Consider the following 25,195-nt stretch of genomic DNA (forward strand, 5'->3'; position numbering starts at 1 on the left):
CCGGCACCACATCGTCCTCGGACGGGTCGGGCAAATCGTTCATGGCCATCTCAGCGGAAGCGCGCCGCGCGCGGTGCCGCCTCGGCCACCGCCTGGTTGATCAGCTCCTGCGCATGCGCCAGGCTGGTGCCAGACTGCTTGTCGCCACCCAGCATGCGCGCGACCTCGGCCACTCGTGCCTCGCCGCTCACGGGCGTGACCTGGCTGTGCGTCCTGCCCTGGCGCGTGGCCTTGGCGACGACGAAGTGCTGGTCCGCGCATGCCGCCACCTGCGGCAGGTGGGTCACGGCCAGCACCTGCACGCTCTGGCCCAGCTGCTTCATCAGCCGGCCGACGGCGTCGGCCACCGTGCCGCCCACGCCGGAGTCGATCTCGTCGAAGATCAGCGTGCTGGGGTTGAGGTCTGTCGCCGCAGTCTTGGGCGCGCTGCCGCGGCGCTGCGCTGTGGTCACGGCAATCGCCAGCGCCAGCCGCGAAAGCTCGCCGCCCGAGGCGACCTTGGCCAGCGGCCGAGGCGCGCTCCCGGCATGCCCGGCAACCAGGAATTCCACCGTCTCCAGCCCGAAGGCCTGCGGCGTGTCCTGCGGCAGCAGCGCCACCTCGAACTTGCCGCCGGCCATGCCCAACTGCTGCATCGCTGCCGTCACGCGCTGGCCCAGCGGCCCGGCAGCCTGCTGGCGGGCGCGGCTCAGCGTGCTGGCCTGTTCGCGCCATTGCTGCTCGGCCTGCTGCACACGCTGTTCCAGGCCTTGCAGGTCGGCTGCGGCTTCGAGCTGTGCCAGCGCCGCGCGCCATTCCTCGCGCAGCGCCGGCAGGTCTTCGGGCTGGCGGCGAAAGCGCCGGGCCAGGCCCATCCAGGCCGAGAGCCTGCTGTCCAGCTCGCCCAGGCGGGAAGGGTCCAGCTCGGCGCGGCCCAGGTAGGCCTGCAAGGTGTGCGTGGCGTCGTCCAGTTGCACGCTGGCGCTGTGCAGCCCTTCGATCACCGGTGCCAGCCGCTCGTCGTAGTCGCTGACGGCTTGCAGTGAATTCAAGGCTTTGCCCAGCAGCCGCGCGGCGCTGGCCTCGTCTTCTTCCAGCCACTGGCCGGCCTGGTGCGCAGCCTCAATCAACGCCTGGCCGTGCGCCAGCCGCTGGTGCTCGTGGTTCAGCTCCGGCCATTCGGTCTCTCCGGGCGACAGCTTGTCCAGCTCCCCGAGCTGCCACTGCAGGCGTTCGCGTTCGTCCTCGCGCTCGCCCTGGTGTTCGCGGGCTTGCGCCAGCGCGTCGGCCGCGGCTTTCCAGGCGGCGTAGGCGCGGGCCACCGGCGTGGTGTCTGCCCCGGCCTGCTGGTCCAGCAGCGCGCGCACCGAGGCGGGCTTGGTCAGGCCCTGCCAGGCATGCTGGCCGTGGATGTCAACCAGGTGTTCGGCCACTTCGCGCAGCTGGCTGGCGGTGGCCGGGCTGCCGTTGATGAAGCCGCGGCTCTTGCCCTGGGCGTCCACCACGCGGCGCAGCAGCAGGTCGTCGTCCTGCTCGAAGCCGGCTTCTTCCAGCCAGGCGGCGAGCGAGGCGGGTGAGTCGAAGCCGGCGGTGATTTCGGCGCGCGAAGCGCCTTCGCGCACCATCTGGCTCTCGGCCCGGGCGCCCAGCGCGAGCTGCAGCGCGTCGATCAGGATGGACTTGCCGGCGCCGGTCTCGCCGGTCAGCACGGAAAAACCGCCATCGAACGCGAGGTCCAGCTCGCTGACGATCACGAAATCCTTCAGGGTCAGGTGCTTGAGCATGATCAGACCGTGCCTTCGTACCAGCGCAGCTTGCGGCGCAGCGTGGCGTAGTAGCTCCAGCCACGCGGGTGCAAGAAGCGCACCATCTGCGACGAGCGGCGCATGCGCACCTGGTCGCCGTGCAGCAGGCTGGCCAGGCTTTGCATGTCGAAGCTGGCGCTCGCGTCTCGCCCGGCCACGATGGTGATGGTCACTTCCTGAGAGTCCGGCAGCACGATGGGCCGGTTCGACAAGGTGTGCGAGGCAATCGGCACCAGTACCCAGCCGCCGATGGACGGGTGCAGGATGGGCCCGCCGGCCGACAGCGAATAGGCGGTGGAACCGGTGGGCGATGCCAGGATCAGGCCGTCGGCGCGCATGTTGGCGACGAAGTCGCTGCCCACGTCCACCCGCAGCTCGACCATGCTGGACGTGGCACCTCGGCTCACCACCACGTCGTTCAGCGCCAGGCCTTCGAAGATGGTCGCGCCGTCGCGCCACACGGCGCCTTCGATCATCGCGCGCCGCTCTTCTTCGTAGTCGCCCTGGATGATGGGGCCCAGTGCCTCGGCCCAGTCGCTCAGGCGCACGTCGGTGATGAAGCCCAGCCGGCCCTGGTTGATGCCGACCAGCGGCAGGTTGTGCGCTGCCAGTTCGCGGGCAATGCCCAGCATGGTGCCGTCGCCGCCCACCACCACCGCAATGTCGCACTGCGCGCCGATCTCTGCCGGGCTCAAGGCCGTGTGTTCGGTCCAGTCGGTGTTGTGCGCGGTCTCGTGGTCGATCGAGACTTCCAAGCCCTGGCGCCCCAGGAAGTCGGCAATGGCTTCGAGCATCGGTCGGATGCCCTGGGCCTGATACTTGCCTATCAGCGCGGCGTGGCGAAAACGGGTTGGCATGGTGCGAAGAATTACACCACACGCCCTTCTGTGAGACCCCCTGGGCTGCCCTCGTTGGCGCCCTGCACAAGTGCATGTCCGTACAATGAAAAACATGCTCGACGATCGCGCCCGATCACTGCTGAAAACCCTGGTTGAACGCTACATTGCCGACGGGCAGCCCGTGGGCTCGCGCACGCTCTCCAAAGCCTCAGGTCTGGAGCTGTCGCCCGCGACCATCCGCAACGTCATGTCCGACCTGGAAGACGCCGGCCTGATCATCAGCCCGCACACCTCTGCCGGCCGCATTCCCACCGCCCGCGGCTACCGGCTGTTTGTCGACACCATGCTCACTGCCCGCCCGCTGGACCTGGCCGGTAGCGCCTCCGAATTTGCCGCCGCCCGCGGCCAGCTGCAGCCGGACCAGCCGCAGCGCGTGATCGCCCAGGCCGCGCAGCTGCTGTCCAACCTGTCGAGCTTTGTCGGCGTGGTCACCGCGCCGCGCAAGGCCAGCGTGTTCCGCCACGTCGAGTTCATGCGCCTGGGCGACAAGCGGGTGCTGGTGATCCTGGTCGCACCGGATGGCGACGTGCAGAACCGCGTGCTGTTCACCGCGCACGACTACAGCCAGGGCGAACTGATAGAGGCCACCAACTTCCTCAACGCCCACTACGCAAACCTCAGCCTGGAGGAAGTCCGCGAGCGGCTGCAAGGCGAGGTCGAAGTGCTGCGCGGCGAGATTGGCGTGCTGATGCATGCGGCGGTGAAGGCAGGCTCCGAGGCGCTGGCCGAAAACGAGGACCAGGTCATCGTCAGCGGCGAGCGCAACCTGCTGGGCGTGCAGGACTTCGGCCACGACATGGGCTCGCTGCGCAAGCTGTTCGATCTGTTCGAGCAGAAGACCCAGCTGATGCGCTTGCTGGACACCTCCAGCCGCGCCGAAGGCGTGCGCATCTACATCGGCGGCGAGAGCCGGGTGGTGCCGTACGAAGAGCTGTCGGTGGTCTCGGCGCCGTACGAGGTCGACGGCCACGTCGTCGGCACGCTGGGCGTGATCGGCCCCACCCGCATGGCCTACGACCGCATGATCCAGATCGTCGACATCACGTCCAAGCTGGTCGGCAACGCCCTGAGCCAGCGCTGAACAGCCAGCACTGAGCAAGACGGCGCAGCCATGTTGCTGCGCACTTACCGGCGCCACAAGCGCGCTTGACACAAGGCTTCCAGCATCGCGGCCTGCGCTGTTCGGCGCTGTCCCGTCCTGCTCTGCTGAAGTCCTTGCTGTGAACCTTTCTGGAATGACGCGGCCCGCGTGCTTGCGCGCCTGGCCGTGCCTGCTGGCCGCTTGCCTCCTCGCTGGCGCCGCCGCCTCGCATGCTGCGTCCACCAACCGTGCCTCGTCCAAAGTGGCCGCGCACGCGGGCGGGGCCACGCTGAACTTCCCCGACATCGAAGTGGAGGCCGCCGCCCGCGTGATGGCCGACCTGCTGAACCGGCCCATCCTGGTCGACCCGCGCGTCAAGGGCAAGCTCACGCTCTACACCGAGCAGCCGGTCAGCCAGGCCCAGGCCTTGTCCATTTTCGTCGCCGGCCTGCGTGGCCTGAGCCTGGCCATCATCGAGTCCAACGGCCTGTTGAAGATCCTGCCCGAGGCCGATGCCAAGCTGCAGAGCGGCACCGTCTCCGTAGAAGGGGCTTCGCGCGCAGGCGACACGGTGCAGACGCAGATCTTCCGCCCCAGCTACGAAAGCGCCGCCAACCTGCTGCCGGTGCTGCGCCCGCTGATCACCGCGAACAACACCATCAACGTCAGCGCCGGCAACAACGCGCTGGTCATCACCGACTACGCCAGCAACCTGCAGCGCCTGGGCCAGATCATCAGCGCGCTGGACCAGCCCAGCGCCACCGACGTCGAAGTCATCCCGCTGCAGCATGCGCTGGCGGTGGACATGGCCGTGCTGGTGCAGCGACTCAGCGAAGAGGCTGGCGGCTCATCATCCGCCAGTCCAACCCCCGGCGCGCAAGCCCAGCGCAGCAACGCCAGCGCAAGCAGCGGCGCTGGCGCCGCATCCATCGTCGCCGACAGCCGCATCAACGCCTTGCTGGTCCGTGCCGCCAACCCCGCCCGCTTGGCCGCCGTCCGCGCGCTCGTCGCCCGGCTGGACCAGCCCGGTGCCGCAGGCCTGGCCGGCAGCAACGTGCACGTCATCTACCTGCAGCACGCCGAAGCCACGCGCCTGGCCACCGTGCTGCGCGCCGCCTTCAGCAGCGACGCGACCGGGCAGGGCGCCACCAGCAGTGGCGGCGCCTCGTCCCAGTCGCGCAGCAGCGGCCCCAGCAGCAGTGGCTCGTCCAGCCTGAACGCCAGCACGCCATCGAGCACCAGCTCAAGCAGCAGCGGCAGCACCAGCACGGCCGCCACCACGCCGCTCAGCAGCACCGCGGCACCGGCCACCGGCGGCAACATCCAGGCCGACCCGGCCACCAACTCGCTGATCGTCACCGCACCCGAGCCGCTGTTCCGCCAGTTGCGCGCCGTCGTCGAGCAGCTGGACACGCGCCGCGCCCAGCTCTATGTCGAGTCGCTGGTCGTCGAGGTGGACGCCAGCAAGGCCATGGACGTGGGCATCCAGTGGAAGCAGATCTTCAACATCGCCGCCACCACGACCGACATCACGCTGGCCACCGTCGCCCAGGCCATCCAGTCCACCTCCGGCACCAACATCCTGTCCACCGCGAACCTCATCACGCTGGACAACGAAGAAGCCAAGATCGTCGTCGGCCAGAACGTGCCCTTTGTCACCGGCTCGTACACCTCCACCACCAGCTCCAGCCCGTTCCAGACCATCGAGAGGAAAGATGTGGGCCTCACGCTGCGCATCCGCCCGCAGATCGGCCCGAACGGCGCCATCCGCCTGACCATCCTGCAGGAATCCTCGTCCGTCTCCAGCACCACCACGCCCGGCACCACCAACGCCGGCCCGGCCACCAACAAGCGCTCCATCGAATCGACGGTCATGGTCAACGACGGCAAGATCATCGTGCTTGGCGGTCTGATCGAAGACACGTACACCAGCGACGCCGACCAATGGCCAGTCCTCGGCGACATCCCCTACCTCGGCGCCTTCTTCCGTACCCTCAGCCGCACCCGCAAGAAGACCAACCTGATGGTCTTCCTCCGCCCGGTCGTCATGCCCGATGAAGACAGCAGCACCAAGCTCTCGCTGGACCGCTACGACCTCATCCGCGCCCACCAGCAAGCCCTGCCCGAAGACGTCAGGCAAGTCCTCCCCGGCCCCGAAATGCCCCTCGCGCCAGACGCGGGGCGCTGGCGCATCGAGTGACCCGCCAGCGGCCCGCCGCAGCTTCTACAATGCGCCCCTTCGGTAGGGGGCCGTTAGCTCAGTTGGTCAGAGCAGAGGACTCATAATCCTTTGGTCGTTGGTTCAAGTCCAACACGGCCTACCACTCACACCAGTGCTTGGGCTGTGACGTGCGGCCGTGGCAGCTCGGTTGCCATTGCTTTCTGACGCGCAGACCTGAGCCAACGCTACCAAGCGGAGGGCAGGGCGCATGACACCGGAAGCGAAGGCACGCGAATTCATCGATGCCTATCTGAGTGCCTTGGCTGGGTGATGCCGCAGAGGCGGCCATGCAAAGGGGTGACATGAGCACACGCAAAGTAGCCGAGCCTCCAAAGCCTGGTGCTACTGCGGTTGTCACACCGATGTCGGTATCGGATGCAGCCGTGCTGCTGGCCGAGCTTCGGCAGCTCATTGACGAGGCACGTCGCGCGGCCGTCGCGGCGGTCAATGCCGGCCTGACCCTGATGTACTGGCGAATCGGCCAGCGCATCCGTGTCGAGGTGCTGGGCGGCCAGCGGGCCGGCTACGGCGAGGAGATTGTCTCGACGGTGTCGCGACAATTGACGGCCGATTTTGGCCGCAGCTTCAGCGCCAAGACTCTGCGGCACATGATGCGGTTTGCCGAAGTGTTTCCGAGCTTGGAGATTGTCTCGACGCTGTCGAGACAATTGGCATGGAGCCACTTTCTGGAGCTGATCTACCTGAAAGACCCGCTGGCGCGGGATTTCTATGCCGAGATGTGCCGCATCAAGGGCTGAAGCGTGCGCACGCTGCGCGAGCGGGTCGACGCGATGCTGTTCGAACGCACGGCGCTGTCTGGCAAACCGAAAGAACTGATCCGCCACGAACTCGATGTGCTGCGTGACGGGGGCGACCTCACGCCGACGCTGGTGCTGAAAGACCCGTACGTGCTGGACTTCCTGGGCCTGCAGGACCGTTACCTGGAGAAGGACCTCGAAGACGCCATCTTGCGCGAGCTGGAAACCTTTTTGCTGGAGCTGGGCGCAGGCTTCAGCTTCGTGGCGCGGCAGCGGCGCATTCAGCTCGACCACGACGACTTCTACCTCGACCTGCTGTTCTACAACCGCAAGTTGCGCCGGCTGGTGGCGGTGGAGTTGAAGCTGGGTGACTTCAAGGCCGAGTACAAGGGGCAGATGGAGCTGTACCTGCGCTGGCTGGCCCGGTACGACCAAGAGCCGGGCGACGGGCCGCCGCTGGGCATCATCTTGTGCACAGGCAAGAAGCGCGAGCAGATCGAGCTGCTGGAGATGGACAAGGCGGCATCCACGTGGCCGAGTACCTGACGGTGCTGCCACCGCGCGAAGTGTTGGAGCAGAAGATTCAAAGTGCGCTGCAGGCCGCCCAGGCGCGGCTGCAAGCCAAGGCCGACGAATGAACATCCTCCCTGATCTGAAGGTCCTGAGCCGCTGAACATTCATACGAGATCCCATCTTCCGGAAATCGATGCTGCGGGCAATGGCGCGCCAGCGCTGCGGGTGTGTGGCGCTGGCGAAACGCGCTTGGAGTCTGGTCAGCGACCGTCGTGGTCCGAATCGCCCGGGATGGCGCGTTCCACGCCGTTGCTGACGCGTTCCCACGCGTCGCGGGTGGCGTGCTTGGCCTTGTCCCAGCTCAGCGAGGAATTGCCGCGGTAGCGTTCGTCCCAGTCGCGGCCGAGTTGTGGCTCGATGTCGTCGAAGCTGGCGTCCGGGTATTGGCTGTAGTACTGGTGGCCCAGGCTGTAGGCGGGGGCGTACTCGTCATAGGCGAGAGCCGAGTCCACATAGGGCCGGTCGCGGTAGTTCTCGCGCCAGTAGGCGTCTTCGCGGGTGGGGTCCACCTGTTCGGCCACGCCTTTGCCTGCCAGGCCGCCGATGATGGCGCCGGCTGCTGCACCGATGGCGGTGCCGACGGGACCGGCCACCGTGCCCATCGCAGCGCCCGCGGCCATGCCGCCGACCGCAGCGCCTACGCCGGTTCCGATGGGGTGGGCGCCAGGTGCGCCGGTGATCGGGTCGCGATTCGCGTCGGCAAGCGGATTCGAAGTCGTCATGTCAGTCTCCTTGTTGATCAAGTGCCCGTGATGGGCACCACGGAGCTGATGTTCCGCGACGCGCTTCGTCGCCCACGTGGGACTGCGAAGCGCTTGCAGGTAGGAGACTTGGGCGCGCGCCGTAGGCTCAGAAGACGAACAGCACCGCCATCAGCGCGGCCATGCCAAAGGGCGCCAAGCTGAGCAGGCGCAACTGCCGTGCCTTGTCCGGCTGCTTGCTCGCCTGGTACAGCGCAAGCCCGCCTCCACAGAGGCCGGTGACCATGGAAATCATTGCGAGCATGGGTGTCCTTTCGATGGCGTTGACAATGGACGAGGCGCGAGACGGCCTCCATTGCTGAACGTGGTCGAGCGCTCGAATGCGACATGGAAAGGCGCAGTGCGGGCTGCGCTGGCCGCCGCCTGGACATTGCGCCAATGCAAGAGACACGCGACGACTCTCCCCACGCTGTCGTCCGATTGCGCGCCGCTTGCATGGTGCAAAGCGGCATGTTGCCCCGACTGGACCGCAGCGCGCAAATCACGGATGTCTCCGCAGCCGGCTCGTTCTCAGGCTATCAAGAGCGCGCGCAATGCGGAATCAATAGCCCCGAATGCGATCCACCAGCCCGTCCATGGGCTGCCCATTCTCATGGCGCCTCAGGTTTTTCATGACCGCTTCCGCTGAGGTCAGCGCCTGCGTTTCGCTGGCCACATGCGGCGTCATCCAGATCTTCGGGTGATGCCAAAAAGGGTGGTCCGGCGCGGGCGGCTCGGGTTCGCAGACGTCCAGGACGGCCGCGCGCAGATGGCCGCTGTCCAGTGCATGGATCAAGTCGTTGTCGACCACATGACCGCCTCTGCCGGCATTCACGAAGGCTGCACCGCGAGGCAGCTTCGCCAGCAGGGAGGCGTTGATCATTCCCCGGGTCTGTGCAGTCAGCGGCAGCAGGCAGATCAGGATGTCGGTCTGCGCGACAAGCGCCGTCAGCCCTTCGGTGCCAGAGAGGCATTTCACGCCCTCGATGGCACGCTGTGAGCGGCTCCAGCCGGCGCAGTCGAAGCCGAAGTTGCCCAGCGCTGAAAGGACTGCGCGCCCGAGAGATCCGAGGCCGAGCACGCGGACGCGGCGACGGCTTGCGGGCAGGCGGGGCCGGGCTTGCCAAAGCGCGGCGCGCTGCTGCTCGAGGTAGGCCGGCAGGTCGCGATGCAAAGCCAGCACGGCCAGCGTGACGTACTCCACCATCCCGGCCACGATGCCCGGCTCGATCATGCGAACGACGTGCAGCGTGGGCGGCAGCTCCGCCAGATCGAACTGGTCGATACCGGCGCCAACCGAGAACAGCACTTCCAGCGCGGGGAAGCGGCTGGCCAGGTCCGGCGGTGGCTCCCAGGCGGCCAGGAACCTGACCTCGGCGGGGTTGCCGACCTCGGGCCACTGGCGAAACTCGATGCCCGGGAGGTTCTCCTCGAAGCATTGTTTCCAGATCGCGCCGCGAGCCGGATCGGACTTGTACAGGAACGCCGGCCTGGCCATCATCCCAGCGCCTGGTTGATCAGGGCGTACAGGCCAGAGGCGGGGCCGCGCCTGGGCGGCGTGCCGCGCGTCATCATCTCGACGCTGCCCGCGCGATTCAGGCCCTGGTCCTCCAGCCAATCGCCGAGACCGCTGCCGGCCTCGACGTCGATGCGCAGGAACCTGCCGGCGCATTGGCTCGTCCAGTGCGCGATCAAGGCCCGCGCCCCGGAGGCATCCGGCGCGACCACGGGGCCGATCGCGTATCCGCGTCCGAACCGCCGCAACAAAGAGAAGCCGACGGGCTCGCCATCCCGGTCGAGCACGATGCCTTGGGCATCCGCGATCAGCGCGCGAACCGCTTCGCCGCGTGCCATCCCGCTGGCGGCGGCGTCTAGCGCCACGAGCCTGTCCACGTCGGCCCGGCCCAGCGGTCGTAACCGCAGTCCCGGTGTCATGGCGGCAAGAGGGGCCGGACGTGCCGTTCCCTGGTGCTGTCGCACTTCCCCGAGGGCGACGAATCCGAGCCGTTCATAGAGTGCCCGGCCCTCGGCCGTGGCATGCAGCGAGACGTCGAACTGCGCCAGGTCATCCAGCAGCGCGCGCATCATCTGCGCGCCGATGCGGCGCCCCTGCATGGGCGGTGCCACGATCACCATGCCGAGCGTGGCACGGCGATCCGGCCACTTCCAGCAGTGGGCCGTGCCGACCAGTTGGCCCCTGCATTCCGCAACCACGCCCGCGCCCAGCGCGGCGACGAAACGCCAGTCTTCAGGACGATGCGGCCACTGCACTTCCATCGAGAGCGCATGCGCCGCTTCGAGATCGGCCGGAGTGAAGGGCCGCAGGTGAACGGTGTCGACCTCGGGGTCGGCCGCGCCAGTTGTCTGCGCCACCGCGCGCTCCGAATTGCTGTTCATGACGGCCGAATTGTGGAGCGCGCGCGCTGGCAATTGGCATCGAAACAGACCGCGGACGAAATTCGACAGCATGTTCTGTGGGCGGCGGCTCAACGACGGGGCGCTGCTGCCGAATGCGGTGCGCTCGAAACCATCTGCCGAGCCGTGGCGCCGCGCACGGGCTTCCGTCGGCCGGCTCCGAAGACCGCTGGGCGCGGGCTTGGCAGGCCGTGCTGTCGCGGTGCGCCAGAACGGCAGATCGCGTGTCTTGCGCAGACCGAGGGCCGACGACGCTGCTGCACGATCCTGCTTCAATCGAACAGGATCGTCGAATGAGCCTCCCACAAGATCGCCCTCATTCCGGGCCGCGCACGCGCGACCTGGGGGCGCGCCGTCCACCACCGAGAGGGGACCTGCCATCGCCGACCTCGTCCCGCAACCCTGATTCCAAACCAAGATGTCCCTGCTCACGCTTCAAGACCCCTCGCTGCTGCGCTCCGCCAACCTGATCGACGGACGTTGGTCCGAGTCGGCGAGCGGCGCCGCCTTCGATGTCAGCGATCCGGCCACCGGGCTCGCATTCGCCCGGGTGCCTGACAGCAATGCCATCGACGCCGCTGCCGCGGTGGACGCTGCGCACCAGGCGTTTGCGGCCTGGCGCGCGCGAAGCGCACGTGACCGGGCGCAACTCCTCAAGCGCTGGCATGCCCTGATCCTGGCGCACCAGGACGACCTGGGTCGGCTGGTGTCGCGCGAGCAAGGCAAGCCGCTGGCGGAAGGGCGCGGCGAGATCGCCTATGCGGCCAGCTACGTGGAATGGTTCGCCGAGGAGGCGACCCGCACCTACGGCGACCTCATTCCCGAGCCGGTGCGCGGCCGCAAGATGCTGGTGTTGAAGGAGCCGGTAGGTGTTGTTGCCGCGATCACGCCCTGGAACTTTCCTGCGGCCATGATCGCGCGCAAGATCGCGCCCGCGCTCGCGGCCGGATGCACCGTGGTGGCCAAGCCCGCGGAGGATACGCCGCTGACCTCGCTGGCCCTGGCTGCGCTGGCAGAGCAGGCGGGCATTCCGGCCGGTGTGGTCAACGTGGTCACGGCGTCGCGCGAGAGAACGCCGGAAGTCGTCGATGTGTGGCTCGCCGATGACCGTGTGCGCAAGATCACGTTCACCGGGTCGACGCCGATCGGCAAGCACCTGGCGCGCGAATCCGCCGCGACGCTGAAGAAGCTCTCGCTGGAACTGGGCGGCAACGCGCCCTTCATCGTGTTCGACGACGCCGACCTGGACGCAGCCGTGGCCGGGCTCATGGCCGCCAAGTTCCGCAATGGCGGCCAGACCTGCGTGTGCCCGAACCGCGTCTACGTTCAAGCCGGTGTCCATGACCGCTTCGTCGAGCTGTTGACCCGCCGGGTGGCTGCCCTGTGCGTCGGACCCGCGTCGGCATCCGAATCCCAGGTCGGGCCCATGATCAACGGGCGGGCCGTGGACAAGATCGCACGGCATGTTGACGATGCCGTCGAGAAGGGCGCGCGAGTGGTGCTGGGCGGCGAGCGCCTGACGGGCGGCGCCTGGGCGAGCCCGAATTACTTCGCGCCGACCGTGCTCACCGGCGTGACCGCAGACATGGCGTGCGCGCGCGAGGAGACCTTCGGGCCGGTCGTGCCCATCTCCAGCTTCACCGATGAAGCGCAGGTGCTCACGCTGGCCAACGGCACGCCGTTCGGCCTGGCGGCGTATTTCTACACGCGAGACATCGCGCGAGCCTGGCGCGTCGCCGAGGCCTTGCAGAGCGGCATCGTCGGCATCAACGAAGGTGCGCTGGCCGCGGAGGCTGCCCCTTTCGGGGGCGTCAAGGAGTCCGGCTACGGCCGGGAGGGCTCGCGCTACGGCCTCGATGACTACATGCAGACCAAGTACGTCTGCCAAGGCGGACTGGGGTAGGAGGCGCGCGCGGTGCTCACCGTGCCGGTGCGTTCATTGCACCATGCTCGGCCGACCCGCACCACGGCGCGTTTTTCGGCAGCGACAGCTCGCCGCAAGCCACCGAAAGACACGAGATTGTGGCTGCCCGAGCCTCAACAGCAGACTCTGCGCGCAGCGTGATTTCATAATTTCGACATGGCCCATCCCCCTGTCCCCGCTCGCTCCCTGCGTCTCGATGCGGCCAGCGTCCCCCACCCGGCCGGCAGTGGCCGAAGGCGGCGCTTCACGTACCTTGCCCGACGCTGAGTCGCGGTCGATTCCAGCCCCTTTCCTGTTTCAAGGCCTGTGTCCACCCGGACGCAGGCCGGGAGCGGTCACGCCTGTGCGAGCCAGGTGATGCTGCCGTGCCGTTCGGTTTTCAGATCAACGACCCTGAGGAGTACCCACGTGATGAACAATCGACGCTTCGCTCTCGCTGCAGTGCCTGCTGCCGCGCTCCTGGCCTGTTGCGGATCTGCCAGTGCGCAGGATGCTGCTGCCGCGCCGGCAGCCGCTGCCAGCCAGCCCGCCGATGTCCCGGTCACGTCCGTGACGATCTCGGCCGTCAAGCAGCCGTACCGCAACCTGTCGGCGACCGGGGCCACCAAGACCGACACGCTGCTCAAGGACCTGCCGCAGAGCGTGCGCGTCCTGACCTCCGACCTGCTGCAGGACGTGGGCGCGACCAAGATGGCCGACGCGCTCGAACTCACCAGCGGCATCTCCAAGCAGAGCAACCTCGGTGGTCTGTGGGACAGCTACTCGATGCGCGGCTTCACGGGTGACCCGAACTTCGGCTCGGACTACATGGTCAACGGCTTCAACTACAGCCGCGGCTACAACGGCGTGCGCGACTCGGCCAACACGGCCACGGTCGAGATCCTCAAGGGCCCGGCCTCCGCGCTCTACGGACGCGGCGAGCCGGGTGGAACGGTCAACATCACGACCAAGAAGCCGCTGTTCCAGCCGTCGCAGACCGTCAGCCTCTCCGCCGGCAGCCACAACACGCGTCGCCTGACCGCGGACGTGACCGGCCCGATCGGCGAGGAAGTCGCCTATCGACTCAATGCGGCTGGCGAGCGCGGCGACAGCTACCGCAACGATGTCGGCTTCGACCGCTACATGATCTCGCCGTCGTTCATCTGGGTGCCGTCGTCGGACACGACGATCTCCTATGAGCTGGAGCTCTCCAAGCAGCGCGCAACGTTCGACCGCGGCGTGGTCGCAGTCAACGGCAAGCTGGGCCTGGTGTCGCCTTCGAGCTTCTACGGCGAGCCCGGCGACGGCAAGACGACCATCAAGACGACTGGCCAGCAGCTCTTCGTGCAGCACTACTTCAACGACGACTGGTCCGTTCAGTCGGGCGTGAGCTACCGGGAGAGCTCGATCAACGGCGCCTCGACCGAAGCGCGTTTCCTGCAGGCCGACGGGCGCACGCTGGTTCGCCAACACCGCACACGTGACAACTCGGCCACGGATCTTTCCGGCCGCCTGGAACTGCTGGGCAAGGTCCCGACGGGCCCGGTCGTCAACAATTTCCTGGTCGGCATCGACGCCTACTCCTTCACCGACAACCGGCTCCAGTACCGACTGGCCAACGCCGGCAACATCGACATCTACGAGCCGGTCTATGGCAACGTGTCCAGCGCCATGACCAAGAATACCGACACGAAGGAACACCAGCGTTCGAAGGCCTTCTACCTGCAGGATCAGATCGACCTGAGCGCGCAGTGGAAGCTGATGCTGGGCGCGCGCCGCGATTCCTACGACCAGTCGCTGGACAACCACATCGCCGGCACCAGGGTCAGCCAGACGCTGACCGCGACCACCCCGCGCGCCGGCCTCGTCTTCCAGCCGACCAAGACCATTTCCCTGTACGCCACGGCCTCCAAGAGCTTCCGCCCGAACAGCGGCGTCAAGAGCGACTTCACGTCCTTCCCGGCGGAGAAGGGCAAGTCGTACGAAGTCGGTGCCAAGTACGACTCGGCGGAAACCGGCATCACCAGCACGCTGGCGCTCTACAAGATCACGAAGAACAACGTGCTCACGCCAGACCCGGCCGATCCGAACAACTTCTCCGTCGCCGCGGGTGAAGTCGAGAGCAAGGGTGTCGAGTTCGACGTGTCGGGCCAGATCGTCTCCGGCTTGCGCCTGTCCGCGGCCTACGCCTTCACTGACGCGAAGGTGACCCGCGACAACAACAGCTTCCTCGTCGGACGCCAGTCGGCCAACGTGCCGCGCAACAGCGCCAACCTGTTGCTGGTGAGTACCTTCCTCGCGGACGGACACGCCGCGTCGCTGGGCGGCGGCATCAACTACGTGGGCGAGCGCGAAGGCGCGGTGGCGCCGACGGTGGCGAGCGATGACTTCAAGCTGCCTGCCTACACCACCTTCAAGCTGATGTCCTCGTACGATTTCAACCGGCACCTCAAGCTGTCGATCAACGTCGACAACCTGTTCGACAAGGTGTACTACGCGAGCTCGTATAGCCAGGCCTGGGTCTACCCTGGCAGCACGCGCACCGTCACGGCCACCGTGCAATACAAGTTCTGACGCGTACCGGCGCCCCGTCTGGACGGGGCGCCTTCCCCGCGAGAGCCCTCCCGCACACCCGTCTCATCGCTCCCCTGCGGCCCACGAAATCCACCGGCAGATTGCGCTGCGGCCCGGGCGTGAATCGCACGTTTGTGTCCTTTGCGAGGGGCGCCTTCGGCACCAAAGAAGAGGCCCTGGCCCTAGCATCTTTGCGTACCTGTTCCACTCAGCCGCCACATCTCTCCATGTCCAGACTGCTCGTCAACTTCGACTTCGCCAAGCTCGGCGAGCCACGCGAATACCGTCCGCCCGCAGATCGGGTGTTGGAGGGCGACATCGTGTGCCGCAACTGGGACATCGACAGCGCCAAGGACGGCCAGGTCCGCGCGGGCGTTTTCGAGTCCACGGTCGGCATGAACCGCTCGATCAAGGGCGAGACCTGGGAGTTCTGCCTGATCCTCTCCGGCGTGGCGGAGATCACCGAGGACGGCCATGCGCCGGTCACCTACCGTGCAGGCGACTGCTTCATCATGAAGCCGGGCTACGTGGGCACCTGGCGCACTCTCGAGACGGTGCGCAAGGTGTGGGTCGCGGCCTGAGCGGGAAACAGACGATGCCTGCTCCGCTCACCCTGGTCGAGACCACGCCCGACCTGCCCGCTGCCGCCGACGTGGTCGTCATCGGCGGCGGCATCATCGGCTCGTTCACGGCCTACTACCTGGCCCGCCGCGGATTGAAGGTGGCGCTGCTCGAAAAGGGTCGCATCGCAGGCGAGCAGTCCAGCCGCAACTGGGGCTGGTGCCGCCAGCAGAACCGCGACGAGCGCGAGCTGCCGATGGCGACGAAGAGCCTCGATCTCTGGGAGCGCTTCGCAGTGGACGAGGGCGAAGACACCGGTTTCCGCCGCTGCGGCCTGCTTTATCTGAGCAACGACGAGTCCGAGCTGGCCGGCTGGGCGCGCTGGGGTGAGTTCGCGCGCACCGTCGGCGTGAAGACCCAGATGCTCAGTGCCGACCAGGCCGCGCAGCACGGGCGCGTCACCGGCAAGGCCTGGCGCGGTGGGGTGTTCTCGCCCACCGATGGCATCGCCGACCCGTCGCGCGCCGCCCCGGCGGTGGCGCGAGCCGTCATGCGCCATGGCGGAACGGTCCACCAGGCGTGTGCCGCGCGTGGGGTCGAGACCGAAGGCGGCAGGCTGTCGGCCGTCGTCACGGAGAAGGGCACGATTCGAACCCGCATCGCCGTGCTCGCGGGCGGCGCCTGGGCCTCGTCGTTCTGCCGCCAGGTCGGCATCCGCTTTCCCCAGGCCACCATCCGCCAGACGGTGCTGTCCGTGGCGCCGGGTGCCAGCGAGCTGCCCGACACGCTGCACACCGCCGGCGTGAGCATGACGCGCCGCAGCGACGGCGGCTACACGCTGGCGGTGAGCGGCCGCGGCCGCGTCGACCTCACCCCGCAATTCTTCCGCTTTGCGCCGCAGTTCCTGCCGATGTTCCTGCGGCGCTGGCGCAACCTGGCGCCCGGCCGGCTGGACGGCATGAGCTCCGGCCGGGAAGGGCTGGGGCGCTGGCAGCTCGACAAGCCCACGCCGATGGAGCGCCTGCGCATCCTCGATCCCGCGCCGGACCAGGCCCTGGTTCGCCTCACGCTGCAGCGCGCCGTCGAGTTGGTGCCGGCACTCAAGGAGCGTGCGATGACCGCGGCCTGGGCCGGCTATGTGGACAGCACGCCCGATGGCGTGCCCGGCATTGGCGAGACGGCGACCTTGCCCGGCCTGGTGCTGGCCGCCGGCTTCAGTGGCCATGGCTTCGGCATTGGCCCCGGCGCGGGCCACCTCATCGCCGATGTCGTCAGCGGCAGTGTGCCGCTGGTCGACCCGACGCCGTATCACCCCGACCGCTTCCGGTCATCGGCCTGGGGCAAGGTGGCAGATTTCTAGCGGCCACATCACCGCTCAGTTGCCCTCGGGACGCAGCGCCTGCGTCAGGAAGGCCAGCAGCGCCTGCAGTCGGGCCGGGCGTCCCTTGCGCGAAGGCAGCAGCAGCACGACGTCCGCGCTGTCCAGCCGCCAGTCGGGCAGCAGGCGCACCAGCGTGCCACGGGCCATCGCCTCTGCCACGTCCCATTCCGAGCGCAACACCAGCCCCAGTCCCTGCTCGGCCCAGCCACGCGCCACCGTGCCGTCGTTGGTGAGCAAGGCTTGCGGCACGCGAAGCGTCTCCCGCGCCGCAGGCCGTCCGGAGGGATCGCCGGCGGGGCGGTGGAAGTGCCACAGCGTCGCATCCTCGTCGTTCTCGCGGATGCAGATGCATCGATGGCGCAGCAGGTCCTGCGGCGTCGACGGGACGCCGTGGCGATCCAGGTAGGCCGGACTGGCGCACAGCCAGCGCTCGTTCGACGCCAGCTTGTGCGCGACCCAGGAGGAGTCTCGCAGCCGGCCGATGTGGACGATGGCGTCCACGTCGTTGCGCTCCGGCCATGGCGCCTCGCCCAGCGTGAGATGGACTTGCAGCTCGGGATGCGCCTGCGAGAACTGGCCGATCAAGGGCGCGATGCGGCACCGGCCATAGCCGAAGGGTGCTGCCAGCCGAAGCACGCCGGTGAGCCGGCCATCGTCGATGCGGAAGCGTGCCGGCAGGTCCTCGATCTGCTTGAGCAGGGCGGCGGCCTCGCGGGCGAAGTTCTCGCCTTCGGGCGTGAGGCGCAGTTGGCGCGCGTCGCGCAGGGCCAGCACCATGCCCAGTCCCGCCTCCAGCTTGCGCAGGCGCATCGACAAGGCCGGCGGCGTGACGTTCAGGGCGCGTGCCGCCGCGCTGAGGGAAGGCGAGGCAGCCAGCGTCGCGGCAAGGCGCAGGTCATCGATCTGGATCATTCAATTGAAGTGAAAGATTGATGATTTGAAGATTAAGCGTGGCTTATCAAAAACTCAATAGAGTCAAGTTGTCCCCGACATCAGCCGCGTTGCACGCGCCCACTCGCATGGCCCATCTCAGCGACCTCGACACGCCCGCCGCCGTCATCGACATCCGCCGCATGCAGCGCAACATCGAGCGCATGCAGCGCCGCATGGACGAACTCGGCGTGGCCTTCCGTCCGCACGTGAAGACCAGCAAGTCCATGCCCGTCGTCCGGGCCCAGCTCGCCGCAGGCGCCAAGGGCATCACCGTCTCCACACTCAAGGAAGCGGAGTTTTTCTTCTCCGAAGGCGTCTCGGACATCCTCTATGCCGTCGGCATGACCGCCCGCAAGCTGCCGCAGGCCCTCGCGCTGCGCCGCCGCGGCTGTGACCTCAGGATCCTCACCGACAACGCCGACTCCGCGCGCGCCATCGCGGACTTCGGGCGCGAACGCGGCGAAGTCTTCGACGTGCTGATCGAGATCGACACCGACGGACATCGGTCAGGCATCAAGCCCGACGAGCCGGCCCTGCTGGAGGTTGCGACGGCCCTGGCGGACGGCGGGATGCGGATCGCAGGCGTGCTGACCCACGCCGGCTCCAGTTATGACCTCGACACGCCGGCCGCCCAGCAGGCCATGGCCGAACAGGAGCGGGCGGGGTGTGTGCATGCCGCCGAGAGGCTGCGCGCGGCCGGCTTCAGCTGCCCCATCGTGAGCGTCGGCTCCACGCCGACCGCGCTGGCCGCCCGCCATCTGGAAGGCGTGACCGAGGTGCGCGCGGGCGTCTATGTGTTCTTCGACCTGGTGATGGCAAACGCGGGGGCTTGCAGCACCGACGAGCTCGCGTTGAGCGTGCTCGCCACCGTGATCGGCCACCAGGTGGAGAAGGGCTGGGCCATCGTGGATGCAGGCTGGATGGCCATGAGCCGCGACCGCGGCACGCAGAAGCAGAAGAAGGACTACGGCTACGGCCAGGCATGCACCCTGGATGGGACCGTGCTGCCCGGCTATCTGCTCACGGGTGCCAACCAGGAGCACGGCATTCTTTCGCGCGAAGGCGAGCGCGACCCGAACATCGCCGAACGCTTACCCATCGGTACGCTGCTGCGCATCCTGCCCAACCATGCTTGCGCGACCGGGGCGCAGTACCCCGCCTATCAGGCGCTCTCCGAGAACGCGCAGGTCGAGCCCTGGAGCCGGCTGCACGGCTGGTGACGCGGTTCCTGCGCAAGGTCCCACTCGATTCCGGAAAGCCCACCGCCATGCCCTGCGACGCCACCTTGCTCCTGCTCGACAAGCACCACGTGGAGGCCTTGTTGTCCAAGGACGCCGTGCTGGCGGCCGTGCAGGAGTCGTTCGAGCTTCATAGCGACCGGCTCGGCCGCGTCTTCCCAGTGGTGCGCGAAGCGCTGCCCACCGGCGGTGTCTTCGGCATCAAGTCGGGCGACGTGCCGTCCCAAGGCCTGCTCGGCTTCAAGGCAGCGGGCTTCTGGCCTGCCAACCGCGCCGTGGGTGGCGAGCCGCACCAGGCCACGGTGGTCCTCATCGACCCTGGCACAGGCCGGCCCACCTGCATCATCGACGGCAACGCCATCACCACCGCGCGAACCGGTGCCGCTGGCGCGCTGGGACTGCGCCTGCTGGCGCGCCCCGACACGGCCTCGGCCTGCGTCTTCGGCACGGGGGTGCAGGCGCGTGTCCAACTGGACTTCGCACTGGACACGCTGCCCGGCATCACGCAGGTGCGCTACGTGACGCGCGACGGCAGGCGCGACCCGGCGTTCGAGGCGGTGTTCGCCGGTCGCTGTGCGATCTCGCTGGCGGCGGACAGCAATGCGGCGGTCGCCAGCAGCCACCTGATCATCACCGCCACCCCTGGCCGCGAGGTCTTGTTTGACGTCAGCGCGGTGCAGCCAGGCACCCACCTGAACTGCGTCGGTGCGGACACCCGCGGCAAACGGGAACTGCCTGATGGCTTGCTGGCGCGCGCCCGCATCGTCGTGGACGACCTGGCCCAGGCGAGGCAGATTGGTGAGTGCCAGTGGCTACCCGAAGCCGCTTGCATCGAACTGGGCGACCTCCTCTGCGGCAAGGCGGCGCTGCAACGCGAACCCGCCGACATCACGGTCTTCGACATGACCGGCCTGGCCTTGCAGGACCTGACCGTGGCTCGGCAACTTCAACGGGCCGCATTGGCCACCGGGCAAGGGACGCGGCTGCCCTGGGCTTGGTGAGCGGATGCATCGCGCGCGCTTGCGGGTCAGCGTCGCTTCTCTCACGAGGTGTCGGGGCCTGAGGCAGGCCGACAGCACCTTGGGCTGAAGCGGCTCGCAGCAATTTGAGCCTGTGTTTCACTCAATACTGAACTTTGGCAGTTCGTTTCGGTGAAGACTGAACCTCGCCTGCGGCATGCGGTTTGCCATGTGGCGTATGATGTTTGCCAAATGGCAGGAGCAGCAGCATGAAGTCGTCCAGCGAACATTCGACCGCCAAGCCCAAGAAGGGCGCCTCCCAGACTGCCGCAGCAGCAACCCTCGCGGAAGATGCGCTCACCACTGCGGATATGAAGGTCCATGGGGTCCGAGGCAAGAAGGCCGCGAACGTGAAGATCCTCACGGGCCGAAAGCCTGCGCGAAACGTCCAGGTGTTCGATGGGTTCATCGACGCTTTCGAGGGCTCCAGAGTCATGGCCCACGATATGGTGATGAAGGGCGTGTCAGGCCGGGCGCTGACCAGCATATGGGAAACCAAGTTGGATACCCTGCCCACCGATGCCATCCTGAAGGCCATTGGCGTGAGCGCGCGAACCGCCCACCGCATCAAGTCCGATCCAGACAAGCTGTTGGATGCGCGCACGACGGACGGGATCTACCGGCTCGAGTCTGTGCGCGCGATGGCAGAAGAGGTGCTTGGCAGCGCGGAGGCCGCCAACGAGTGGCTGAACACCGAGGCGATGGGTCTGGAGTTCAGGAAGCCGATCGATCTGCTGAGCACTTCGCCGGGTGCCGAAGCCGTCAAGACCTTGCTGCAGCGAATGAAGTACGGGGTCTACGCTTGATCCCGCTGCCGGCGTCCCTGGGCGGCACCGGCACCCTCGCAGGGTGGACGCTCCAGGATGCGCGCTATGCCGCCACCTGGAACTCCGGCATCGGCTCGGCTACGCACGGCGGCCGCTGGAATTCGATCGGCAAGCACGTGATCTATGCGGCCCTGGACCCGGCCACCGCCATCCTGGAGGTGGCCGTGCACAAGGGTTTCAAAGTGCTGAACACCGTCGCCCACAACCTCATCTCGTTCACTGTCACCGATCCGGCTCTGGTCCGTGTCGTGCAGCCGGGCCACGTGCCCAATCCGCACTGGCTCCACCCGATTCCCCCGAACAAGGACCAGCAGGAGTTTGGCGACCAGTTGATCGACGCCCACCCGTTCGTGCTGCTGCCCAGTGCCGTGAGCGGGCACTCGTGGAATCTGCTTGTCAACGTCGCGACGGCGCTGCCCCTGGTGACCGACATCCAGTTCGAGCGCTTCGCCCTTGACCCGCGCCTGCGTGCCAAGCCCTGACGCATCAACGGCTCTGGTTTCAGACCCGAACGAAAACCGACAGTCAGGCTGTCGCTAGCGCGCGCGCTGCCACCTCGCACAGCCACGCAACGCCCAGCGGCAAGGCTGCGTCGTTGAAGTCGTAGCAGGGGTGGTGCAGCGGGCGCTCGCCTTCGGCTCCCGGGTCGGGGCGTCCCTGGCCCAGCCAGAGGTAGGCGCCGGGCTTGTTTTGCAGCATGAAGGCGAAGTCCTCGGACGTGAAGGCGCCGCGCGGTGCCATGTCTGCCTGCAGGCCAACGGCGCGCGCAGCCGCCAGGGCGATCTCCGCCTGCGCGGGTGAGTTGACGGTGGCGGGGTAGTAGCGGTCGTAGTTCACGTCGACTTCGATGCCGTGCGCCACGGCCAGGCCGGCCGCCGCGGCGCGCAATGCGGCTTCGATGCGATCCTGTGTCGCCGGGTCGAAACTCCGCACCGTGCCGGTGATGCCGACCTCCGCGGGCAGCACGTTGTGGCTCTGGCCGCCGGCGATGCGCGTGACGGACAGGACCGCGGACTCGTTCGGGTCGATGCGGCGCGCGACGATGGTGTTGAGCTGGCCGACCAACTGGCTTGCGGCCAGGATCGCATCCGGCGTGTGGTGCGGCAGCGCTGCGTGGCCGCCCTTGCCGCGAACAGTGATGTCGAAGCGGTCGGCAGCGGCCATGATGGGGCCGGCACGGGTCTGTGCGGTGCCGAGCGGCAGGTCGGGCCAGTTGTGCAGCGCATAGACGCTGTCGCAAGGAAATCGGTCGAACAGGCCGTCCTCGATCATGCGGCGTGCGCCCCCTTTGCCCTCTTCCGCCGGCTGGAAGATGAAGTGCACCGTGCCGTCGAAGCGCCGGGTGCGCGCCAGCTGGCGGGCGGCACCGATGAGCATGCTGGTATGGCCATCGTGGCCGCAGCCATGGTGCGCGCCGGCATGCCGGCTGGCGTGGGGCGCGCGCCCGAGTTCCGTCATCGGCAGGGCGTCCATGTCCGCCCGCAGCCCGACCGTCCGGGGGCCGTCTCCGCATCGCAGCGTCCCCACGACACCGGTTCCCCCGATGCCTTCGGCGACCTCTATGCCCAAGAGGCGCAGTGCCTGGGCGACGATGCCGGCCGTGCGGCGTTCTTCGTAGGCCAGCTCCGGGTGGGCGTGCAGGTCACGGCGCATCGCCACCAGTTCCGGCATCAGGTCCGCGATCGCGGGGAAGTCATTTGCTTGCAGTGGCATGGTGGGTCTCTCGCTGCGATCAGCAGGCGTGGCGGGCATCGCCATCCGCAGCGCCGCCAGCCATGGCGGGCAGGCGGCGGGCGCTGAGCCCCTGGAACTGGCCGGGCGTGAGGCCGCGCGCACTCTTGAAATGGCGGGCAAGGTGGCTCTGGTCGTAGAAGCCGGTCTCGCTGGCCACCTTGGCTGCAGCCATGCCTTGGCGCAGTAGCAACTCGGCCTGGTCGACACGGCGTGCGCAGACATACTGGTGCGGCGAGATGCCCATGGTCTGGCGGAACACAGTGGCGAAGCGCCAGACGCTGAGGCCGGCGACAGCGGCAAGTTCCGCCAGCAACAGCGGCTGACCGAGATGGCCTGCGATGTAGGTCAATGTCCGCGCAATGGTCGCCGGCAGAGGTTCGGCGGGCGGAGGTGAGGGCGAGAAGAGCGGCAGGTCGGACATCCGCAAAGCTTAATTTTTTCGGACGGCGACATGTGCTGAACGTCGGGGGGCGCGATGCGGCGAATCTGCTGTTTCTCAGGCGGCCGCAGCAGTCAATGCCGAGCCCGTGCCGGCGGCCTCATGCCTCATTCGTCCATGGTGAGCAGCTGCTGTATCGGGTAGTGGTTCTTGACGAACGGCGACTTGATGACGATGAAGCTGAAATACTTCTCGATCCCGATGTTGCGCTCGAGCAGGCCCTCGATCAGCGTCTGGTAGTGGTTGACGCCGCGCGTCGTGAACTTGAGCATGTAGTCGTAGCCGCCGCTGACCAGGTGGCACTCGAGGATCTCGGGCACGCTGCGGATGCTGGACTCGAAGCGCACGAAGTCTTCGCGCCGGTGATCGGCCAGCGTGACTTCGGTGAACACGGTGAGGGTGTCGCTCAGCTTCTCCAGGCGGACGTTGGCACCGTAGCCGGCGATGTAGCCAGCCTGCTCCAGGCGCTTGACGCGGATCAGGCAGGGGCTCGGCGAGAGGCCCACGGCGTCCGCCAGGTCCACGTTCGTGATGCGGCCGTTCTGCTGGAGCTGGCAGAGGATCCGGAGATCAAGGCGATCAAGCTTGGGATTCGCTGCAGTCGTCATGGGGGCACCGGTTATGCGGGGAGAGGAGCGCGTCCAAGGTCACTAAGCAATAAGCCTGCCTGCCTCTCGCAGCATTTCATGCTGTCGCGCGCCGCACGTCCGCGAAATCCAGCACATCGTCCAGCGTCTTGCGCAGCCGTGCCGCCATCAGTTCGAACTCTTCGGCCGTGAAGCACAGCGCCGGTGCGAAACCGAGGATGTTGTCGCCGAAGGACCGGAACACCAGCCCGTTGCGATAGCCGGTTGCGAAGACCCGGTCGGCAAGGCCCAGCGCAGGATCGAATCGCGCCTTCGTCTGCTTGTTGCTGACCAGTTCCAGTGCGCCGAGCAGGCCTCGCTGGCGGGCCTCGCCCACCAGCGGGTGGTCGGCCAGGTTGGCCAGGACGCGCGCGAAATGCGGCGCCATGGCTTGCCCGTTGGCCAGCAGGCCGCCTTCTTCATAGAGCCGGATGACTTCGAGGCCCACCGCCGCGCTGACCGGGTGTGCCGAGTAGGTCGTGCCGTGGCCGATCGGCACGCCCGCGGGCGCGCCGTCGGCGATGGTCTGGTAGATCTCGTCGGACATCAGCATCGCGCCCATGGGCACGTAGCCCGAGGTCAGCCCCTTGGCCATCGTCATCATGTCCGGGTCCACCCCCTCGGCCTCGCAGGCGAACATCGGCCCCGTCCTGCCGAAGCCCGTGATGACCTCGTCGGCCACGAAGAGGATGCCCAGTTCGCGGCATGCCTGGCGCATGGCCTTGAGCCAGCCCTCGGGCGGCACGATCACGCCGCCCGAGCCCTGCACCGGCTCGCAGAAGAAGGCGGCCACCTTGTCCTGGCCGATCTGCTGCACCGTGGCGCGCAGTTCCGCCACGGATGCGCTGATGATGGCCAGCGGATCGCTGCCCACCGCACTGCGGTAGGCGTATGGCGAGGCGATGTAGTGCTGTTCCGGCAGTGGCAGGCCGAAGCCGCGATGGAAGGCCGGCAGCGCCGTGAGGCCCGCGCCGAAGAACGACGAGCCGTGGTAGCCGCGCTCCAGCGAAATGAAGTGCCGGCGCTGCGTCTGGCCGCGGGCATGGTTGTACTGCGCGATGAGCCTCACGGCGGCCTCGACCGCGTCGGAGCCGCTCAGCGTGAAGTACACGTGCTGGAGCGACGGTGGCGCGAGGTCGACCAGCTTGGCCGCCAGGCGCGCAGCGGGTTCGCTGCCGAAATGAAAGTACCCGGTGGCATACGGCAGCTTGCGCATCTGCTCGGTCGCGGCCTGCACGACCGATTCCTGTCCGTAGCCGGCGTTCACGCACCACAGGCCCGCGAACGCGTCCAGCAGTTCGTGTCCTTCGGTGTCTCGCAACCAGGCGCCCTTGCCGGATTGCAGCAGCGTGGCACCTCGCTTCTCGTGTGCACGCCAGGACGAAACAGGGTGGATCAGGTGCTCGCGATCGAGCTCAAGGGCGCTGGTTTGGGGAAGGGACAGGTGGGAACTGGAAGCGAGGGCCGACATGCTGCACGCCTTTTGAAG

21 protein-coding genes, 1 tRNA gene and 1 pseudogene are annotated in these 25,195 nt (G+C 67.6%); 12 read left to right on the forward strand and 11 right to left on the reverse strand.

All coding sequences use genetic code 11. From position 1 onward, the window contains the following. Nucleotides 1-50 precede the first annotated feature (50 nt). Both recN and LRH25_RS19365 read right to left on the reverse strand, forming a co-directional pair. Nucleotides 51-1,763: a DNA repair protein RecN gene (recN, locus tag LRH25_RS19360; RefSeq protein ID WP_231011973.1), complete on the reverse strand. Its 1,713-nt coding sequence runs from the start codon at nucleotides 1,761-1,763 to the stop codon at nucleotides 51-53. A 2-nt stretch (nucleotides 1,764-1,765) separates the two neighbouring features. Continuing rightward, nucleotides 1,766-2,641 (reverse strand): NAD kinase, encoded by an 876-nt coding sequence (locus LRH25_RS19365; RefSeq protein ID WP_141290084.1) that lies wholly within the window; start codon nucleotides 2,639-2,641, stop codon nucleotides 1,766-1,768. A gap of 94 nt (nucleotides 2,642-2,735) precedes the next feature. On the opposite strand from LRH25_RS19365, the gene hrcA reads away from it, so the two are divergent. The 4 genes and pseudogenes from hrcA (at nucleotide 2,736) to LRH25_RS19385 (ending at nucleotide 7,381) form a co-directional block, all read left to right on the forward strand. Next, on the forward strand, nucleotides 2,736-3,764 hold the full coding sequence (gene hrcA, locus LRH25_RS19370) for a heat-inducible transcriptional repressor HrcA (RefSeq protein ID WP_141290085.1): 1,029 nt from the start codon (nucleotides 2,736-2,738) through the stop codon (nucleotides 3,762-3,764). Between the two features lie 139 nt (nucleotides 3,765-3,903). Beyond that, nucleotides 3,904-5,964 (forward strand): secretin GspD/PilQ domain-containing protein, encoded by a 2,061-nt coding sequence (locus LRH25_RS19375; RefSeq protein ID WP_231011975.1) that lies wholly within the window; start codon nucleotides 3,904-3,906, stop codon nucleotides 5,962-5,964. A gap of 47 nt (nucleotides 5,965-6,011) precedes the next feature. Beyond that, nucleotides 6,012-6,088, forward strand: a tRNA-Ile gene (locus LRH25_RS19380). Between the two features lie 259 nt (nucleotides 6,089-6,347). Beyond that, a pseudogene (locus tag LRH25_RS19385) lies at nucleotides 6,348-7,381 on the forward strand (PDDEXK nuclease domain-containing protein). Nucleotides 7,382-7,516: 135 nt separating this feature from the next. Here the strand turns inward: LRH25_RS19385 and LRH25_RS19390 are convergent. The 4 genes from LRH25_RS19390 to LRH25_RS19405 all read right to left on the reverse strand — a co-directional run bounded on the left by LRH25_RS19390 (nucleotide 7,517) and on the right by LRH25_RS19405 (nucleotide 10,747). Continuing rightward, on the reverse strand, nucleotides 7,517-8,038 hold the full coding sequence (locus tag LRH25_RS19390; protein WP_141287478.1) for a hypothetical protein: 522 nt from the start codon (nucleotides 8,036-8,038) through the stop codon (nucleotides 7,517-7,519). A gap of 127 nt (nucleotides 8,039-8,165) precedes the next feature. Next, nucleotides 8,166-8,321: a hypothetical protein gene (locus LRH25_RS19395; RefSeq protein ID WP_170200842.1), complete on the reverse strand. Its 156-nt coding sequence runs from the start codon at nucleotides 8,319-8,321 to the stop codon at nucleotides 8,166-8,168. Between the two features lie 297 nt (nucleotides 8,322-8,618). Beyond that, nucleotides 8,619-9,554, reverse strand: a complete 936-nt coding sequence (locus LRH25_RS19400) for a 2-hydroxyacid dehydrogenase (RefSeq protein WP_141287481.1) — start codon at nucleotides 9,552-9,554, stop codon at nucleotides 8,619-8,621. After that, entirely contained in the window at nucleotides 9,554-10,747 is a 1,194-nt protein-coding gene (locus LRH25_RS19405; protein WP_310733317.1) for a GNAT family N-acetyltransferase, read from the reverse strand. Before LRH25_RS19405 ends, LRH25_RS19400 begins: the two co-directional genes overlap by 1 nt. A gap of 142 nt (nucleotides 10,748-10,889) precedes the next feature. On the opposite strand from LRH25_RS19405, the gene LRH25_RS19410 reads away from it, so the two are divergent. The 4 genes from LRH25_RS19410 to LRH25_RS19425 all read left to right on the forward strand — a co-directional run bounded on the left by LRH25_RS19410 (nucleotide 10,890) and on the right by LRH25_RS19425 (nucleotide 16,869). Beyond that, a complete protein-coding gene (locus LRH25_RS19410) occupies nucleotides 10,890-12,374 on the forward strand; it encodes an NAD-dependent succinate-semialdehyde dehydrogenase (RefSeq protein WP_141287477.1) in 1,485 nt (494 codons plus the stop codon). A gap of 432 nt (nucleotides 12,375-12,806) precedes the next feature. Beyond that, a complete protein-coding gene (locus LRH25_RS19415) occupies nucleotides 12,807-14,948 on the forward strand; it encodes a TonB-dependent siderophore receptor (RefSeq protein ID WP_141287479.1) in 2,142 nt (713 codons plus the stop codon). 227 nt (nucleotides 14,949-15,175) lie between these two features. Beyond that, complete coding sequence (locus LRH25_RS19420; protein WP_141287476.1) at nucleotides 15,176-15,529, forward strand: cupin domain-containing protein; 354 nt, start codon at nucleotides 15,176-15,178, stop codon at nucleotides 15,527-15,529. Nucleotides 15,530-15,543: 14 nt separating this feature from the next. Beyond that, complete coding sequence (locus tag LRH25_RS19425) at nucleotides 15,544-16,869, forward strand: NAD(P)/FAD-dependent oxidoreductase (protein ID WP_231011978.1); 1,326 nt, start codon at nucleotides 15,544-15,546, stop codon at nucleotides 16,867-16,869. Between the two features lie 15 nt (nucleotides 16,870-16,884). Here LRH25_RS19425 and LRH25_RS19430 read toward each other — a convergent pair whose 3' ends face one another. Continuing rightward, nucleotides 16,885-17,802, reverse strand: coding sequence for a LysR substrate-binding domain-containing protein (locus LRH25_RS19430; RefSeq protein WP_141284207.1), 918 nt, complete (start codon nucleotides 17,800-17,802; stop codon nucleotides 16,885-16,887). Nucleotides 17,803-17,909: 107 nt separating this feature from the next. Between LRH25_RS19430 and LRH25_RS19435 the strand changes: the two genes are divergently transcribed. The 4 genes from LRH25_RS19435 (at nucleotide 17,910) to LRH25_RS19450 (ending at nucleotide 21,389) form a co-directional block, all read left to right on the forward strand. Further along, nucleotides 17,910-19,043, forward strand: coding sequence for a DSD1 family PLP-dependent enzyme (locus tag LRH25_RS19435; protein WP_141284209.1), 1,134 nt, complete (start codon nucleotides 17,910-17,912; stop codon nucleotides 19,041-19,043). Nucleotides 19,044-19,090: 47 nt separating this feature from the next. Then, nucleotides 19,091-20,062, forward strand: a complete 972-nt coding sequence (locus LRH25_RS19440; RefSeq protein ID WP_141284211.1) for an ornithine cyclodeaminase family protein — start codon at nucleotides 19,091-19,093, stop codon at nucleotides 20,060-20,062. A 227-nt stretch (nucleotides 20,063-20,289) separates the two neighbouring features. Next, complete coding sequence (locus tag LRH25_RS19445; protein ID WP_141284213.1) at nucleotides 20,290-20,886, forward strand: Xre family toxin-antitoxin system antitoxin; 597 nt, start codon at nucleotides 20,290-20,292, stop codon at nucleotides 20,884-20,886. After that, entirely contained in the window at nucleotides 20,883-21,389 is a 507-nt protein-coding gene (locus LRH25_RS19450; RefSeq protein WP_141284214.1) for an RES family NAD+ phosphorylase, read from the forward strand. Before LRH25_RS19445 ends, LRH25_RS19450 begins: the two co-directional genes overlap by 4 nt. Nucleotides 21,390-21,432: 43 nt before the next feature. Here LRH25_RS19450 and LRH25_RS19455 read toward each other — a convergent pair whose 3' ends face one another. The 4 genes from LRH25_RS19455 to LRH25_RS19470 all read right to left on the reverse strand — a co-directional run bounded on the left by LRH25_RS19455 (nucleotide 21,433) and on the right by LRH25_RS19470 (nucleotide 25,177). After that, nucleotides 21,433-22,620: an amidohydrolase gene (locus tag LRH25_RS19455; RefSeq protein WP_141284215.1), complete on the reverse strand. Its 1,188-nt coding sequence runs from the start codon at nucleotides 22,618-22,620 to the stop codon at nucleotides 21,433-21,435. A gap of 19 nt (nucleotides 22,621-22,639) precedes the next feature. Beyond that, nucleotides 22,640-23,062 (reverse strand): helix-turn-helix transcriptional regulator, encoded by a 423-nt coding sequence (locus tag LRH25_RS19460; RefSeq protein ID WP_141284216.1) that lies wholly within the window; start codon nucleotides 23,060-23,062, stop codon nucleotides 22,640-22,642. Between the two features lie 125 nt (nucleotides 23,063-23,187). Further along, complete coding sequence (locus tag LRH25_RS19465; protein WP_141284217.1) at nucleotides 23,188-23,688, reverse strand: Lrp/AsnC family transcriptional regulator; 501 nt, start codon at nucleotides 23,686-23,688, stop codon at nucleotides 23,188-23,190. A gap of 76 nt (nucleotides 23,689-23,764) precedes the next feature. Further along, nucleotides 23,765-25,177, reverse strand: coding sequence for an aspartate aminotransferase family protein (locus LRH25_RS19470; protein WP_141284218.1), 1,413 nt, complete (start codon nucleotides 25,175-25,177; stop codon nucleotides 23,765-23,767). Nucleotides 25,178-25,195: the final 18 nt, after the last annotated feature.

It is taken from the genome of Ideonella azotifigens, from assembly GCF_021043325.1.
Classification (GTDB): domain Bacteria; phylum Pseudomonadota; class Gammaproteobacteria; order Burkholderiales; family Burkholderiaceae_C; genus Ideonella; species Ideonella azotifigens.

Coding starts and splice junctions, on each gene's coding strand:
- recN (WP_231011973.1), bottom strand. CDS start 1,763: ATGCTCAAGCACCTGACCCTGAAGGATTTCGTGATCGTCAGCGAGCTG.
- LRH25_RS19365 (WP_141290084.1), bottom strand. CDS start 2,641: ATGCCAACCCGTTTTCGCCACGCCGCGCTGATAGGCAAGTATCAGGCC.
- hrcA (WP_141290085.1), top strand. CDS start 2,736: ATGCTCGACGATCGCGCCCGATCACTGCTGAAAACCCTGGTTGAACGC.
- LRH25_RS19390 (WP_141287478.1), bottom strand. CDS start 8,038: ATGACGACTTCGAATCCGCTTGCCGACGCGAATCGCGACCCGATCACC.
- LRH25_RS19395 (WP_170200842.1), bottom strand. CDS start 8,321: ATGCTCGCAATGATTTCCATGGTCACCGGCCTCTGTGGAGGCGGGCTT.
- LRH25_RS19400 (WP_141287481.1), bottom strand. CDS start 9,554: ATGGCCAGGCCGGCGTTCCTGTACAAGTCCGATCCGGCTCGCGGCGCG.
- LRH25_RS19410 (WP_141287477.1), top strand. CDS start 10,890: ATGTCCCTGCTCACGCTTCAAGACCCCTCGCTGCTGCGCTCCGCCAAC.
- LRH25_RS19415 (WP_141287479.1), top strand. CDS start 12,807: ATGAACAATCGACGCTTCGCTCTCGCTGCAGTGCCTGCTGCCGCGCTC.
- LRH25_RS19420 (WP_141287476.1), top strand. CDS start 15,176: ATGTCCAGACTGCTCGTCAACTTCGACTTCGCCAAGCTCGGCGAGCCA.
- LRH25_RS19425 (WP_231011978.1), top strand. CDS start 15,544: ATGCCTGCTCCGCTCACCCTGGTCGAGACCACGCCCGACCTGCCCGCT.
- LRH25_RS19430 (WP_141284207.1), bottom strand. CDS start 17,802: ATGATCCAGATCGATGACCTGCGCCTTGCCGCGACGCTGGCTGCCTCG.
- LRH25_RS19435 (WP_141284209.1), top strand. CDS start 17,910: ATGGCCCATCTCAGCGACCTCGACACGCCCGCCGCCGTCATCGACATC.
- LRH25_RS19440 (WP_141284211.1), top strand. CDS start 19,091: ATGCCCTGCGACGCCACCTTGCTCCTGCTCGACAAGCACCACGTGGAG.
- LRH25_RS19445 (WP_141284213.1), top strand. CDS start 20,290: ATGAAGTCGTCCAGCGAACATTCGACCGCCAAGCCCAAGAAGGGCGCC.
- LRH25_RS19455 (WP_141284215.1), bottom strand. CDS start 22,620: ATGCCACTGCAAGCAAATGACTTCCCCGCGATCGCGGACCTGATGCCG.
- LRH25_RS19460 (WP_141284216.1), bottom strand. CDS start 23,062: ATGTCCGACCTGCCGCTCTTCTCGCCCTCACCTCCGCCCGCCGAACCT.
- LRH25_RS19465 (WP_141284217.1), bottom strand. CDS start 23,688: ATGACGACTGCAGCGAATCCCAAGCTTGATCGCCTTGATCTCCGGATC.
- LRH25_RS19470 (WP_141284218.1), bottom strand. CDS start 25,177: ATGTCGGCCCTCGCTTCCAGTTCCCACCTGTCCCTTCCCCAAACCAGC.